The 13,246-nt window shown below is 61.9% G+C and carries 14 protein-coding genes; 4 read left to right on the forward strand and 10 right to left on the reverse strand.

Features of this window, described 5'->3' with window-relative positions:
• Positions 1–32 precede the first annotated feature (32 nt).
• Positions 33–1,562, forward strand: coding sequence for a flavin-containing monooxygenase (locus tag RND64_RS00590; RefSeq protein ID WP_331436339.1), 1,530 nt, complete (start codon positions 33–35; stop codon positions 1,560–1,562).
• 69 nt (positions 1,563–1,631) lie between these two features.
• Here RND64_RS00590 and RND64_RS00595 read toward each other — a convergent pair whose 3' ends face one another.
• The 9 genes from RND64_RS00595 to RND64_RS00620 all read right to left on the reverse strand — a co-directional run bounded on the left by RND64_RS00595 (position 1,632) and on the right by RND64_RS00620 (position 8,616).
• Positions 1,632–2,426: a DUF3558 family protein gene (locus RND64_RS00595; protein WP_331436340.1), complete on the reverse strand. Its 795-nt coding sequence runs from the start codon at positions 2,424–2,426 to the stop codon at positions 1,632–1,634.
• A gap of 8 nt (positions 2,427–2,434) precedes the next feature.
• A complete protein-coding gene (locus RND64_RS23085; protein WP_414652030.1) occupies positions 2,435–3,085 on the reverse strand; it encodes a DUF3558 family protein in 651 nt (216 codons plus the stop codon).
• Complete coding sequence (locus RND64_RS00600; protein WP_270485252.1) at positions 3,086–3,475, reverse strand: hypothetical protein; 390 nt, start codon at positions 3,473–3,475, stop codon at positions 3,086–3,088. It abuts the gene before it with no gap.
• Positions 3,476–3,516: 41 nt separating this feature from the next.
• Positions 3,517–4,560 (reverse strand): DUF3558 family protein, encoded by a 1,044-nt coding sequence (locus RND64_RS00605; protein ID WP_270485250.1) that lies wholly within the window; start codon positions 4,558–4,560, stop codon positions 3,517–3,519.
• Between the two features lie 40 nt (positions 4,561–4,600).
• On the reverse strand, positions 4,601–5,251 hold the full coding sequence (locus RND64_RS23090) for a DUF3558 family protein (RefSeq protein WP_414652029.1): 651 nt from the start codon (positions 5,249–5,251) through the stop codon (positions 4,601–4,603).
• Entirely contained in the window at positions 5,252–5,641 is a 390-nt protein-coding gene (locus tag RND64_RS00610; protein ID WP_270485247.1) for a hypothetical protein, read from the reverse strand. It lies immediately after the preceding gene.
• A 41-nt stretch (positions 5,642–5,682) separates the two neighbouring features.
• Positions 5,683–6,357: a DUF3558 family protein gene (locus tag RND64_RS23095; RefSeq protein WP_442903962.1), complete on the reverse strand. Its 675-nt coding sequence runs from the start codon at positions 6,355–6,357 to the stop codon at positions 5,683–5,685.
• A complete protein-coding gene (locus RND64_RS00615) occupies positions 6,335–6,763 on the reverse strand; it encodes a hypothetical protein (RefSeq protein ID WP_270485245.1) in 429 nt (142 codons plus the stop codon). The genes RND64_RS23095 and RND64_RS00615 overlap by 23 nt, the downstream gene beginning before the upstream one ends.
• 209 nt (positions 6,764–6,972) lie before the next feature.
• Positions 6,973–8,616 (reverse strand): DUF6777 domain-containing protein, encoded by a 1,644-nt coding sequence (locus tag RND64_RS00620; RefSeq protein WP_270485243.1) that lies wholly within the window; start codon positions 8,614–8,616, stop codon positions 6,973–6,975.
• 260 nt (positions 8,617–8,876) lie between these two features.
• On the opposite strand from RND64_RS00620, the gene RND64_RS00625 reads away from it, so the two are divergent.
• Complete coding sequence (locus tag RND64_RS00625) at positions 8,877–9,509, forward strand: pyridoxamine 5'-phosphate oxidase family protein (protein WP_414652028.1); 633 nt, start codon at positions 8,877–8,879, stop codon at positions 9,507–9,509.
• A gap of 250 nt (positions 9,510–9,759) precedes the next feature.
• Here the strand turns inward: RND64_RS00625 and RND64_RS00630 are convergent, their stop codons facing one another.
• On the reverse strand, positions 9,760–11,481 hold the full coding sequence (locus tag RND64_RS00630) for an AMP-binding protein (protein ID WP_270485237.1): 1,722 nt from the start codon (positions 11,479–11,481) through the stop codon (positions 9,760–9,762).
• Positions 11,482–11,592: 111 nt separating this feature from the next.
• Here RND64_RS00630 and RND64_RS00635 point away from each other — a divergent pair, with 111 nt between their 5' ends.
• Complete coding sequence (locus RND64_RS00635; protein WP_270485236.1) at positions 11,593–12,396, forward strand: LuxR C-terminal-related transcriptional regulator; 804 nt, start codon at positions 11,593–11,595, stop codon at positions 12,394–12,396.
• Positions 12,397–12,398: 2 nt separating this feature from the next.
• On the forward strand, positions 12,399–13,193 hold the full coding sequence (locus RND64_RS00640; RefSeq protein ID WP_270485234.1) for an IclR family transcriptional regulator: 795 nt from the start codon (positions 12,399–12,401) through the stop codon (positions 13,191–13,193).
• Positions 13,194–13,246: the final 53 nt, after the last annotated feature.

Genomic DNA, 13,246 nt, shown 5'->3' on the forward strand with positions numbered 1-13,246 from the left:
CGGGAAATCGAGCCAGATCTAAGGAGGCGCAGGTGCCCACAACAGCCACACCTGTCGAAACGTTGGACGTTCTGATCGTCGGGGCGGGTGTCTCCGGTATCGGAGCGGCCCACTACGTGACCAAGGAGATGCCGCAGAAAAGCTTCGCGCTTCTCGAGGGTCGCGAGTCGATTGGTGGCACCTGGGACCTGTTCCGCTATCCGGGTATCCGGTCTGACAGTGACCTGCATACGTTTGGATTCGAGTTCAAGCCGTGGGTCGACAAGCAGTCGATCGCCGATGCCGACCGCATCATGCAGTACCTTCGCGAGGCCGTCGATGAGGACAAGATCAACGAGCACCTGCGATTGCAACACAAGGTGACCGCGTTGAACTGGTCGTCGAGCGAGCAGTTGTGGACGGCAGAGATCGACCGCCTCGACACCGGTGAGCACATTCAACTGAAGGCGAGTTGGGTGTACTGCGGGTCGGGCTACTACAACTACGACGAGGGGTTCACGCCTCATTTCGAGGGTCGCGAGCGGTTCACCGGGCAGGTCGTGCATCCGCAGCACTGGCCCGAAGATCTCGACTATAAGGGCAAGAAGGTTGTCGTAATCGGAAGTGGCGCAACGGCTGTCACGCTGCTCCCCGCGATGGCGAACGAGACCGAGCACATCACGATGCTCCAGCGCACACCAACCTACATCCTCCCGCTGCCGAAGCACGACCCTTTTGCCAACGTGGCACGACGCATCCTCGGCGACGAGCGTGGCTACGCCGTGGCGCGGTGGAAGAACATTCTGCAGCAGCGCGTGTTGTACGAAGCGGCACAACGCTTTCCGAAGACGTCACGCAAGGTGATCCGCAAGGTCAACCAGGTTCTCCTGCCCGACGGATACGACGTAGACACGCACTTCAATCCGCCGTACAACCCGTGGGACCAGCGGCTGTGCGCGGTCCCGGATGCCGACCTGTTCAAGACGATTCGCTCGGGTAAGGCGTCGGTGGTGACCGACCGAATCAAGACGTTCACCGAGAAGGGACTCCTGCTCGAGAGCGGGACCGAACTCGAAGCCGACATCGTCGTCACTGCAACGGGTTTGAACGTACGACTGTTCGGCGGGATGGATCTATCGCTCGACGGCGAGCCCGTGGTGCTGCGTGACCACGTCATCTACCGCGGCATGATGTTGAGTGGTGTTCCGAATCTCGCACTCGCCGTTGGATATACGAACTCGTCGTGGACGTTGAAGATCGGGCTGATCGGCGAGTACTGGTGCAGGCTCATGGCGTACATGGATGCGCGTGGGTACCGCGAGGTGGCGCCTGTGGTGGATCCGAACATGGAGACACGTCCCGCGCTGGACTTCGGAGCTGGCTACATCAAGCGCGTCGAGGACCAACTGCCGCGCCAGGGTGCTGAGGAGCCGTGGAAGATGTCGATGAGCTTCTACAAGGACCGCAAGGCTCTGGGCGCTGACGTAGCGGACTTCGAGAACCTGCGGTTTACGAGGGCGGCTTCGCCGGCCGACGTCGGCTCGCCCGAGGGCTCCGAGCGCGTGGAGTCTGCCATCGGCTGACGAATCTTCTTATGGCGCAGGCGCGGGAGTCCGAGGGGGCTCTCGCGCCTTTGCTGTGTGGGGCTCTGTCTACTCGGGCATTTGGTCGATCGTCGCGCGGGTGAAAGCGATTGCCTTGTCGCAGATTTCGTCGATGGGCGGGCGGTCATGGTTGAAGTATGTCGAGGTGACAACTATTGCAGTTCCGGACTCGACGTAGGTATCGCAGATCCGTCCATCTGGCTCGGTGCTCACCGCCACGAGTCGGCCATCAACTCTGATGTCAGCGTTCCAAGTAACTGCTGTCGACTGCTTACTCTTATAGGTTGCGAGATCGGATGAGTTACCAACGGTTTGACTCAGGGAGGCTAGCCTGCGGCCTGAGTACTTCCATTTGCAACCTCGCGCAGTCTGAAAATCAACCGTGGCGGCGTCTCTGACGCTAAGGGGATCTAGTCCGGCATCTCGAAGAATGTCTGTGGTCGCCGATGTACATGGCTCGTACGAGGTTCCGTCGTTACCTGAATTCCAACGGCGCGGAAAAGTAGTCACGAAGGGGAGGGAATGGCCTTTGGCATCAGTCTGCCGCACTGTCTCATGGTCAGTGACTGTCGTGTTGGTACCGATCGCCGTGCTTCCGACGTCCGGCGCAGGCGTTCCAGATACTGCGCAACCGGTGAATAGAGTCGTAGCAGTGATCAACGCTACGGTCGCTAGGGTCTTTGGCAACTGCGCGGAATTGTGCGCTGGAATTCGCGAATGACTGAATGTCAGATCATGTGGATCTGTGTTGGTTCGATCGCTCTTCTCGGCCAATACCTGCAGTTTGTCCGCGGCATTAGACAGAACTTTGCGCGTTGTACACATCAGCTGAACTAAAAGCATTTTAGGTACTACTCGGGCATCTGGTCGATCGTCGCGCGAGTGAAAGAGACTACCTTCTCGCAGATCTCGTCGAGGGGTGGGGAATCGAGATACACGGAGAGATTAGTTACGACGATTGCTTCGCCAGAGCGCACAAAGGTAGTGCACTCGGGGATCGAGTTTGACGTAGCCACTGCGACGCGGCGGCCAATCAGCGACATGTCTACCCTCCAGTCTAGAAACTGAGCGTTAATCTGTTTGTAGGTATCGAGGTCAGGTTGGTTACCTACATATTGGGAAAGGGCGGCGTGTTCGCGATCGCTCAGTGACCATACGCATCCTCGCGCGGTTTGGTGATCGGCAGCTGCAGCGTCCCTCGCGGACTGCGGGTCGAGATTGTTGGCGACGAGTATCGAAGCGCTTGCTGAGGTGCAGGGTTCGTACGTGGTCCCGTCGTTTCCGTTGCTCCACCTTCGCGGAAAAACGGTGGTGAATGGAAGAGTACGACCTTGCGCGTCGGTTTGCCGAATGCTATCTACTGCGGGGGAATGCGCGGTCGAGCCTGCAGGGAGGCTCTCGGCAGTCGGCCGACCCTCAACAGTCCGGCAGAAGCTCAGGGTTAGAGCTAGCGCCAGAGTCAGTAGGAGACTTGTAGCCCCAGAACTGAAAACGGAACGCATCTATGCTCGTAGCCCGTTCGCGGTGGAAGAGTCCGCGTCGGTAAGGCGCGTGCCTGCGGCCTTGCAGGCTTCCTTCAGTGAAGTCAGGTCACCGACCTGCTGTCGCACGATCTTGCGCCACGACTCGACTAAAGCGGAGAGCCGGGTTTGAACTTCGCGACCCTCGACCAGTTCTCCGAAATGGTTAGCTTTCCCAACAGATTTTACGCGGGCGAGTTCCTCCTCCAACCCCGCCACACCGTCGGCGGCGGCCTTGGCGCGCCGCTCCCAATCGATGGTGCTGAACCGGACCGTGCCGCTGTCGTCGTCAGTGCTTGATTGCGGACGTCCAACCACCCGACACCAGGCCCGCTCCCGCACTCTACCGGGCATATTGAAGAAGTCAGTCATGTCCTTACCCTCGCAGCAGACTGTTGTATTTGCTCCACCGGCTACTCGGGCATCTGGTCGATCGTAGCGCGCGTGAAAGCGATTGCCTTGTCGCAGATTTCGTCGATGGGTGGAGGATTAATAGAAATAGAGAGGTTGGTAACGACGATTGCTTCGCCAGAGCGCACGAAGGTGGTGCACTCTGGGATTGATCGCGCCGTCGCAACTGCGACACGGCGATTAATCAACGAAATGTCATCACTCCAATTCATAAACCGTGCGTTCATTTGCTTATAGACATCGAGATCGGGTTGGTTGCCTACATATTGAGAGAGATCCGCGTACTCGCGGTCACTCAGTGACCATACGCAGCCGCGTGCGGTTTGGTGATCCGCAGCTGCAGCGTCCCTCGCGGACTGCGGGTCAAGGCGGCTGTCGGTGAGTATTGTTGTGGTTGCCGCCGTGCAGGGCTCGTACGTAGTTCCATCGTTTCCGTTGCTCCACCTGCGCGGAAACGCGGTTTCAAAGGGAAGAGCACGACCTTGCGCGTCGGTTTGCCGAATATCGTTTGTTGCACTGGCATGGCGATCGTTCAAGGCTGGGCGGAGGCTCTCGGGAGTCGGCTCCCCCTCAACGCTGAGGCACGAGCTGAGAATGAGAGTCAGGGCGATGGTCAAAAGGATCTTCGGAGCAACAGAACTGAAGACGTATCGCATATATTCTCGCAGGCCTTCGGTAGTGGAAGCGTCCGCGTCGTCGAGAGCATTGCCCGCCTCTCTGCAGCCCTTCGCGAATGAAGGTAGATCATCTATCTGCTCTTGCAGGCTATTCCGCCACGAGTCAACAAGCGCGCGCAGCCGAGCGTGCACCTCGAGCCCTTCCACGAGGTCGCCGAAGTGATTGCTCGTTGCAACGCGCTCCAACTTGTTGGACGCTTCCCGCAAGCCCGCCACATCCTCGGCGGCGACCTTGGCGCGCCGCTCCCAGTCGATGGTGTTGAACCGGACGGTGCCGCTGTCGTCGTTAGTGTTTGATGGCGGACATCCAACCACCCGGCACCAAGCCCACTCTCGGCCTCTACCGGGAATGGTGAAGAAGTCAGTCATGTCCGTACCTCGCAGCAGACTGTCGTATTTGCTTCACCGGCTACTCGGGCATCTGGTCAATCGTCGCGCGGGTGAACGCGATTGCCTTGTCGCAGATTTCGTCGATGGGTGGAGCGTCAATGGAGATAGTGAGATCGGAAACTACGATTGCGTCACCAGACCGAACAAAGGTTGCACACTCCGGGATGGATGGGGTCGTAGCCACTGCGACACGACGGCCAGACATTGAAATGTCAGCTCTCCAAGCGACGAACTGTGCATTCATCTGCTTATACGTATCAAGGTCGGATTGGTTGCCGACAAACTGAGAGAGTGAAGCGAGTCTACGGTCACTCAGTGACCATATGCAGCCTCGTGCGGTTTGGTGATCAGCGGCCGCAGCGTCCCTCGCGGAGGAGGGGTCAAGGTTATTGGCGATGAGTATTGACTCGGTCGCAGCGGTGCAAGGCTCGTACGTAGTTCCATCGTTTCCGTTGCTCCATCTGCGCGGAAACGCGGTATTGAAGGGAAGTGGCCGCCCATGGGCATCAGTTTGCCGCACGGTGTCCGTTGAAGGCGCAGTTCCGGTCGATGCGGTCGGTGAGACTTCGGCACTGGGCTGGCCATCAATGCTGTAGCACGAACTGAGTGCCAATACACAAGCTAGAACCAGCAGGGGTTTAGTGACCTCAGAACTGAACGCAGAACTCATCTATGCGCGCAAGCCGTCTGCGATGGAAGAGTCCGCATCAGCCAGATCGGTGCCAGCCGATCGGCAGGCTTGCGCGAGCGAAGTCAGGTCACCGATTCGCTTCTGCAGGGTCTTTCGCCAGGAGCCAACTAGAGCGCTGAGGCGAGCGTGAACCTCGCGTCCTTCCACGAGTTCTCTGAGATAGTCTGTCTTTGCAACAGAAGCTAACTGGGCGAGTGCAGCCTCCAACCCTGCCACCCCGACGGCGGCGACCTGGGTGCGCCGCTCCCAGTCGATGGTGTTGAACCGGACCGTGTCGCTGTCGTCGTTAGTGTTTGATGGCGGACGTCCAACCACCCGGCACAAAGCCCACTCTCGGCCTCTACCGGGAATGGTGAAGAAGTCAGTCATGTCCGTACCCTCGCAGCAGACTGTCGTATTTGCTTCACCGGCTACTCGGGGATCTGGTCGATCGTCGCGCGGGTGAAAGCGATTGCTTTGTCGCAGATTTCGTTTATGGGTGGAGGATCGAAATACGCCGACATGCGTGTGAAAACTATTGCGCTGCCAGAGTCCACCATCGCCGTGCATTCCCCGAGTTGGGGGTATGATCCCACTGCGACAAATCTCATATTGATCGAAGTATCTGATCGCCAAACAAACGACGTCGAGTTCTCGATTTTGTATTCACGTAACGGTCCGTTGTTCCCAACTATCTGCGTGATTGAGTGGAGAATCGAACCAGTGTAAGACCATGAGCACCCCCTCGCAGTTTGGTGGTCGGCAATTGCTGCGTCTTTTACCGACAACGGATCAAGGCCAGCGGCTTGGAGAGTTGAGATATCAGCTGCGGTGCAGGGTTCGTATGTCGTTCCGTCGTTGCCGTTACTCCAGCGCCTCGGAAAAACAGTTGTAAATGGCAGACGCCGCCCAGCGTCGTCAGTTTGGCGAACACCAGCGCTGGCGTCGGAACTCTCGGATGGAGTCGCCGCCGCGGATGTTGGTTCCCCCGGCACCACTCCTACTTGACTGCAGCCACCAACTGCAAACACAGACACGAGAAGGACGGTTGCTGCGCTCAAAGTCGCGCCGCTCGTTACGAGTCTATGCTTTGAGCTCATCTGCATTCAACGAGTCCTTTAGGCCCAGACCCTCGCCAGCGGACAAGCACTTGGCCCTCAACGAGTACAATGTATAGATCTGTGCCCTGAGCGTCGCTCGCCAGCTGTCGATTAACGCATTCAGCCGATTGTTTACTTCCTGGCCTTCAACGAGGTCTCCAAACTGATTAGCAGAATCAATGCTGGTCAGCGCACGAAGTGCCGCCTCCAACCCCGCCACACCGTCGGCGGCGACCTTGGCGCGCCGCTCCCAGTCGATGGTGTTGAACCGGACCGTCCCGCCGTCGTCTTTGGTTTTGCCGGGTGGTTGGACGTACGCCATCGAGCTGCGTTCCGTGCCGCCGAGGTTTGCGATGCCGTCCTCGGACTGTAGGTTCACAACTCCACCGGGCATGGTGAAGAAGTCAGTCATGTCCTTACCCCCCTCGCAGCAGACTGTCGCGCAAGCGCCAAGACAGTTAACCATGACAGTGGGCGGTTCGGGTGTCGGATTTGCCAGGGTGTGGATGATCAGTCGCGGCATCCTGCGACGAGGTCCGATGGCAGTCCTCGGCCCGCTGCAAAGAGAATCCCCTCCGGAAGCGCGTTGCCTCCGAAGGGGATCTCTCCGTGCGCGGGGAGTCAGCTCGTGGGAACTTCCTCGGTCGTGGTTGTCGTTGTAGTCGTCTCTTCGGGAGTTGTCGTCTCGATCGTGGTTTCCGGTGTCGTCGTCTCTGGAGTCGTTGTCTCCGTTGTTGTTTCCGGAGTCGTCGTTTCGATCGTCGTTGTCGTGGTGGTGGTCGACGTCTCGACTGTGCGCCAGGTCGCCGTTTCGATGTCGACCGACACCGATGATGATGAGTTCTCGGTCAGACCGAGCTTCCAGACCTGCGTCGTCGAGTCGGTCGATGACGTGACCGACGACTTCTCCAGCGAGGACGAGGACACCGTTCGTGCGACGTTGTCGCTGCAGGTGAGGTCGATCGTGCTTGTCGACGCCGAGCTCGGTGCCTGGCAGCTCACGCTGCGATCGTCGACGCGGAAGGTGAAGTTGCCGATGGCGTCTCCCGTTCCGGAGAACTGAGTCGGAACGGGTGCGGTGCTGCTCGAAGAACTGGCACTCGACGATTCAGACGCTGTCGATTCTGCCGCGGATGCGCCAGGAGTCTCCGACGCTGCAGCGTTCTGCTGTTGTGCGGATGCGGCTGACGAGTCGGGTGCACCTTCTGGCACACCGCCATTCGACTGTGCACGCTCGGCGACCTCGGCTGCGGCCTCGGTGCTGCCGGCGCGTGCGAGCCCGTTCTCGGCAGCGGCCTCGTCGGACTTCGCGACGAACGGAGTGTTCAACGCAGCAGGAGTCGGCAACGTACTGGCAAGCGGCGGAAGTCCACTCACGTCGATGATTCCGCCGACCGGGCGTTCGAACTGCTGTCCATTCGCCAGGTTGAGCAGCGTGAGCACTGCCGAAGCAGGGGTTGCGGTGTTCTGGGGCGCCTGATTGATCACGGTCGTGGTGTTGTTGACGACGGTGACGTTCTGAGTGTTGTAGGCGATCCGGGTCACCTCATGCGAGTGGTAGTCGTGCCACGGGTGTCCACTGAGGCGATAGCCGCCGAGAGGCGTCGACGCCGGCGGTGCCAGCGGATTACCGCACGCGCACCGCACACGCGGGACGCCTGCGCCGTCGACGAGAACCGCTGTGCCGGACTGCAACACCGACTGGTACGCGTAGGCGCTGCCACCCTGGTACGAGTGGTTGGTCACCCAGGTGTCGGCGGTCAGCACCACCGGAGTGAGGGTGTTGAGGTAGTAGGGGATCGCGGCGGTGTCGATGCCGAAGACGCTTGCCCACGCGCCGGCTTGGCTCGGGTTGTTAGATAGATAGTTTCCGAGAGCTGCTGTGTCGCAGGTCGAATCGCCACCTGCGTACAGGCCGGGCTGAGTGCCGGAGACCACGCGAGCACCGTTGTCCGCGGCACCCGCCTGCCGCGCGAGCTTGAGATTGCTCGGCAGTTCCTTGTTGGTCAGTGCGACGTTGGGGCCGAACGGATCTGGGCCCGCTTCACCGGAGGTCAGGAGACTGAGTCCGGGTATCCGAATGCCACCGTCCTTGCCTCGCAACACAAGAACGAGAACTGTGGCCAGAACCAGCGCGAACACCACAACGATCGCGACCAGTGCGATGGTCCGATTGCGTCGCTTCTGTTGGTCTCGCATCTGCTGGTACGGGCCGGTGGGCGGCATCGCCGGAGCGCCGAAGGTGCCGGAAGGGGGATATGACAATGGATTCTCTCCTGGTGTGCAGACGTGTAAGCGCGCATCACCGGTTCCCGCGACCGATGTCAGACAGGCACCAGTATCGAAATGTCTGATTCGCAGAGCAACCATTTGATCGTGAATTCACCCGTTCAGACCAAGAACTCGCATGTTCGGACTACATCGACCGGACCACGTGACTGCGGGAGAACGTCGAACTCGACAGTGACGCTGCGTGCCTCGTAAACGGGTGGCGCCGACGGCGATCGTCGCGAACGATGGTCGGTATGTCTACAGCCCCTGACACCCAGCCCGACGTGCTGACCACACTGACCCGCAAACCCGATCGTCAAGGCGATCGCGCATTGCTCGACGACATCCTCGACACAGCGCAGGTCGGAACGCTCTCGACAGTGGTCGACGGTTGGCCGTGGTCGGTGCCGATGCTGTTCGCGCGTGTCGGCGACGACATCATCCTGCACGGATCCACCGGTGCAGGCGCACTACGACAGGTGGCGTCGGGCGCTCCGGTCGCGTTTAGTGTCTTTCTGCTCGACGGAATCGTGGTGGCCGAGACTCTGTTTGACCATTCCGCCAACTACCGGTCAGCAGTGGTACGTGGTGTGGCACGCGATGCCGAACTTCCGGCCGAAGTGTTGGATGCACTGAGCGACAAGCTGATTCCCGGTCGTGTTGCTGAAACGCCAACGACGACACGCAAAGAGCTCGCCGCGACAACCGCGTTGCGGCTGCCGATCGTCGACGGCGAGTGGATTGCCAAGGCGCGGACTGGCGGACCCGGCGCCGACACCGACGCGTGGACCGGCGTGGTACCCGTGCGCACGGTGTTCGACGACCCGATCACGTACACCGGCGATCCCGCCGCCGTTCCAGCTTCGGTGCGCGCACTGGTTGGGTGAGGGAGCGTCGGGGTGGGTGGTCTCGACTCGGGTGCTCGCTGCGCTCGCGCCCGCTCGACCAGCGGAAAAGGTGCCATCCCGACCAGCCGGGGAAGGCGGCCGCTCGACCAGCGGAATGGAGCCCGGTCTTGGCGCGGGTGGTCTCGACTCGGGTGCTCGCTGCGCTCGCGCCCGCTCGACCAGCGGAATGGAGCCCCGCTCGACCAGCGGAATGGAGCCCCGCTCCACCAGCGCGGAAGGCGGCCGCCCGTCAGCGCTGACGCAGGACGAACCGCTGGATCTTGCCGCTCGGCGTCTTCGGCAGCGCGTCGACGAAATGCACCGTGCGCGGGTAGGCATGCGCGGCGAAGCCGGTCTTGACCAGTTGCTGCAGCTCGGTCTCCAGAGCGTCGTCGCCGCTGACGCCGTCGGCCAGTACGACGAACGCCTCGAGTACCTCGCCGCGCAGGTCGTCGGGTCGGCCGACGACCGCGACGTCGATAACCGACGGGTGGGTGATGAGGACGCTCTCGACGTCGAACGGGCCGATGCGATAGCCGGCCATGATGATGACGTCGTCGTCGCGGGAGCTGAAGAAGAAGTTGCCGTCGGCGTCGAGGTGGCCCGTGTCGCCGGTGAGGTACCAACGGCCGTCCTCGGTATAGCGCGATGCGGTCTTCTCCGGGGCGTCGAGGTAGCCGGCGAACCAGTAGCCGGTGCTGGCGGGGACGTCGATCGCGATCTGTCCCGTGACGTTGGGTTCGCTGAGCGGTGCGCCGGCGTCGTCGACGATTCCTGCGGCGAATCCGGGCATCGGCTGTCCCATCGAACCGGGGATCAGTGGTCGACGTAGGTCGTCGGCCCAGTGGTTGTTGATGAACATGCCGTGCTCGGTCTGGCCGTAGTGGTCGCGGACCTCGGTGCCGAGAGCGGTTCTCGCCCAGGTGATCACGTCGGGAGTCAACGGCTCGCCCGCCGACGATGCTCGACGCAGCGAGAAGCCGTTGATCGCAGGGTTCTTGCTCAATGAGCGGTACACCGTTGGCGCGGCAGCGAAGTTCGTGACGCCGAGTTCGGTGAGCACCGTGGCGGTGACCTCAGGGGTGAAACCCGCCTGCAGCAACACATTTGGTCGGCCGATCGCCATCGGACCGAGGATGCCGTAGTACAGGCCGTAGGCCCAGCCGGGGTCGGCGGCGTTCCAGAAGACGTCGGTGTCGGAGACGTCGAGTCCGTAGCGCATGTAGCAGGAGAACGACGCCAACGCGCGCAGCGGAACGGGCACACCCTTCGGCGCGCCTGTCGTGCCGCTCGTGAACAGCAGGATCAGGGTGCCGTCACCGCCGACCGCGACCGAGTGGTCGAGGGGATCGTTATCGGAGATGAGAGCGTTGAACTGCTCGCCCGCGACGATCGTGGTGAGGCCGTCGATGTCGTCGAGCTTCGACGCCTGGCTCGGCTCGGTGATCACGATGGAGGCGCCGCCCGCCCGCAGTCGCATCTCGATCGCGGGGGTGGCGAAGGCGGTGAAGAGCGGAATGTAGACGGCCCCGAGTCGGGCGAGTGCCAGCAGCGAGACGACGAGCTCGGTGCGTTTGCCCATGAGGACTCCGACGCGGTCGCCGCGCTCGACACCCATACCGGCGAGCGCGGTGGCGAGGCGTCGAGACTCCGCTGCGAGCTGGCCGTAGGTGATCTCGACAAGCTCGATCAGCGGGGGTTGCTCGATCAGCGGGGAGTGCTCGATCAGCGGGGACTGCGCGGCTTGCGGGGAGCGCGGGGCCTGCGCGGAGGGCACGGAATCCCGCAGCGAGACCGTGGTGAAGGCGATGGATTCGGGGTCATGGCGGTCTACCAGCAGCGACGCAGCGTTGGCGTCGGATGAGCCGAAAAGCTCCAGCCAGGCGTCGAGGTCGGCGGTGACAGCCGGGGTCAATTGCGCCTGAATCGACTCGCGTCGCGCGCGGTCGCCGGCCAAGGACGTCTGTGTCATATCCACACCTTTACTGCCAGAGTAAGCTGAATCACATTCGAGGAGTGATTCTCGAATGCGACGTCGCATGGGCAGAACCCCCCGAAGAGGGGTCAGGAGGTAGGTGGTGACATGGCTGAGTCGTTGACCGCGCCGGTCACCGATGCGTTGCGTCGTCTGCGTCGCGGCACGGGTGTGTCGTTGGCGTTCGGTGGTGTGGTGCACGGCTCGCGCGGTCTGCGTCTCCGACATTTCGTCGGCGACACCTACGGTGCGTTGAACGGCGTTGCCGTTGATGCCGGGCACGGACTCGGCGGCAAGGTCATGGCGCTCAATCGCCCGATGGTCGTCGACGATTATCTGCGTACCCCGCGGATCACCCATCGGTACAACGCGATCATCGCGGCCGAGGGCCTGCGTGCGGTGGCGGCCGCTCCGGTCATCGTCGAACGCAGGCCTGTCGCGGTGATCTACGGCGCTTTGCGAACCGACGAAGCCATTGGCGATCGGACGCTCGACGCACTCGCCGTCGAGGCGCGTGAACTCGAACAGCAGATCGTCGCCTCACGCGCGACGGTCGCCGCCGACGCCGCTGCGGGTGATGGACTTCGTGATCGGATCACCGAGGCCTACGCGCAGCTCCGCACACTGGCGAGAGACGTTGACGACGTCGCCGTCGCGGATCAGATCGCGCGTATCTCCGACCTCCTGCTCGACGGTGAATCGGACGAGCCCACGACGCTCAGCCTGACCCGTCGCGAACAGGATGTGGTCACCCTCGCCGCACTCGGCTACACCAATGCGAGAATTGCCGAGCAGTTGAACATCGGAGTGCAGACCGCCAAGGGATACATGAAAGACATATTGCGCAAACTCGGTGCGTCGAGCCGGCTGGAAGCCGTTGTCATTGCTCGACGTTCAGGGTTGCTTCCGTAGCTATGGCCGGAAACACGTCGGTTCCCGGAGCATCGGTTGCTGCGCGAACCCTCGCTCTACTCAGCACATTCGACGAGGCGCATCGTGCGTTGACACTCAGCGAGATGGCTCAGCGCGCCGATCTCGCCGTACCCACCGCGCATCGGCTCGTCGGCGAATTGGAACGCTGGGGTGCCCTTGTTCGACGCCCCGATGGGCGATACGTGATCGGCAGACGGGTATGGGATCTCGGCTTGCTCGCGCCGATCCAGACCGGAGTGCGCGAGATCGCCGAACCGTACGTCTACGACCTATACGCCGCGACAAAGGCGACGGTGCACATCGCGGTGCGCGAAGGAACGTCGGTGCTCTACGTCGATCGGATCTCCGGGAACGAATCGGTGCCGGTCGTGAGCAAGGTGGGCAGTCGATTACCGATGCCGCCGACTGGGGTCGGCAAAGTGCTGCTTGCCCACGCGCCCAGGGAGATTCGCGACGAGGTCATGGCGTCGTTGACGCGGGTTACGCCGAGGACACTGATCAGCCCGCAGCTCTTGGAGCAGCAGTTGCAGCGCGTGCGCGACGAGGGCTACGCAACGACGGCGGAAGAGATGACCGCGGGCGCGTGTTCGATCGCGGTACCAGTGTGGGGGCCGGACGGGGTGGTCGCGGCGTTGGGCGTGGTGGTTGGGACTCTTCGCGGAAACCGCCCGCGGCTTCTCGCGGCACTGCAGGTCGCGGCGCGAGGCATCGGGCGACAGCTCGGCGCCCCGGGGCCGGTTCCGCCCGGACGGGCGGGGGTCGCCGACAGCGCGTAGGTGGTCTCGACAAGCTCGACCAGCGGGGAGAGCGGCTCGACCAGCGACGGAGG

This window comes from Gordonia sp. w5E2 (assembly GCF_036540975.1).
Classification (GTDB): Bacteria; Actinomycetota; Actinomycetes; order Mycobacteriales; family Mycobacteriaceae; genus Gordonia; species Gordonia jacobaea.

Coding starts and splice junctions, on each gene's coding strand:
- RND64_RS00610 (WP_270485247.1), bottom strand. CDS start 5,641: ATGACTGACTTCTTCACCATTCCCGGTAGAGGCCGAGAGTGGGCTTTG.
- RND64_RS00615 (WP_270485245.1), bottom strand. CDS start 6,763: ATGACTGACTTCTTCACCATGCCCGGTGGAGTTGTGAACCTACAGTCC.
- RND64_RS00595 (WP_331436340.1), bottom strand. CDS start 2,426: ATGCTTTTAGTTCAGCTGATGTGTACAACGCGCAAAGTTCTGTCTAAT.
- RND64_RS00630 (WP_270485237.1), bottom strand. CDS start 11,481: ATGACACAGACGTCCTTGGCCGGCGACCGCGCGCGACGCGAGTCGATT.
- RND64_RS23090 (WP_414652029.1), bottom strand. CDS start 5,251: ATGAGTTCTGCGTTCAGTTCTGAGGTCACTAAACCCCTGCTGGTTCTA.
- RND64_RS23085 (WP_414652030.1), bottom strand. CDS start 3,085: ATGCGTTCCGTTTTCAGTTCTGGGGCTACAAGTCTCCTACTGACTCTG.
- RND64_RS00600 (WP_270485252.1), bottom strand. CDS start 3,475: ATGACTGACTTCTTCAATATGCCCGGTAGAGTGCGGGAGCGGGCCTGG.
- RND64_RS00640 (WP_270485234.1), top strand. CDS start 12,399: ATGGCCGGAAACACGTCGGTTCCCGGAGCATCGGTTGCTGCGCGAACC.
- RND64_RS00605 (WP_270485250.1), bottom strand. CDS start 4,560: ATGACTGACTTCTTCACCATTCCCGGTAGAGGCCGAGAGTGGGCTTGG.
- RND64_RS00635 (WP_270485236.1), top strand. CDS start 11,593: ATGGCTGAGTCGTTGACCGCGCCGGTCACCGATGCGTTGCGTCGTCTG.
- RND64_RS00625 (WP_414652028.1), top strand. CDS start 8,877: ATGTCTACAGCCCCTGACACCCAGCCCGACGTGCTGACCACACTGACC.
- RND64_RS23095 (WP_442903962.1), bottom strand. CDS start 6,357: ATGCAGATGAGCTCAAAGCATAGACTCGTAACGAGCGGCGCGACTTTG.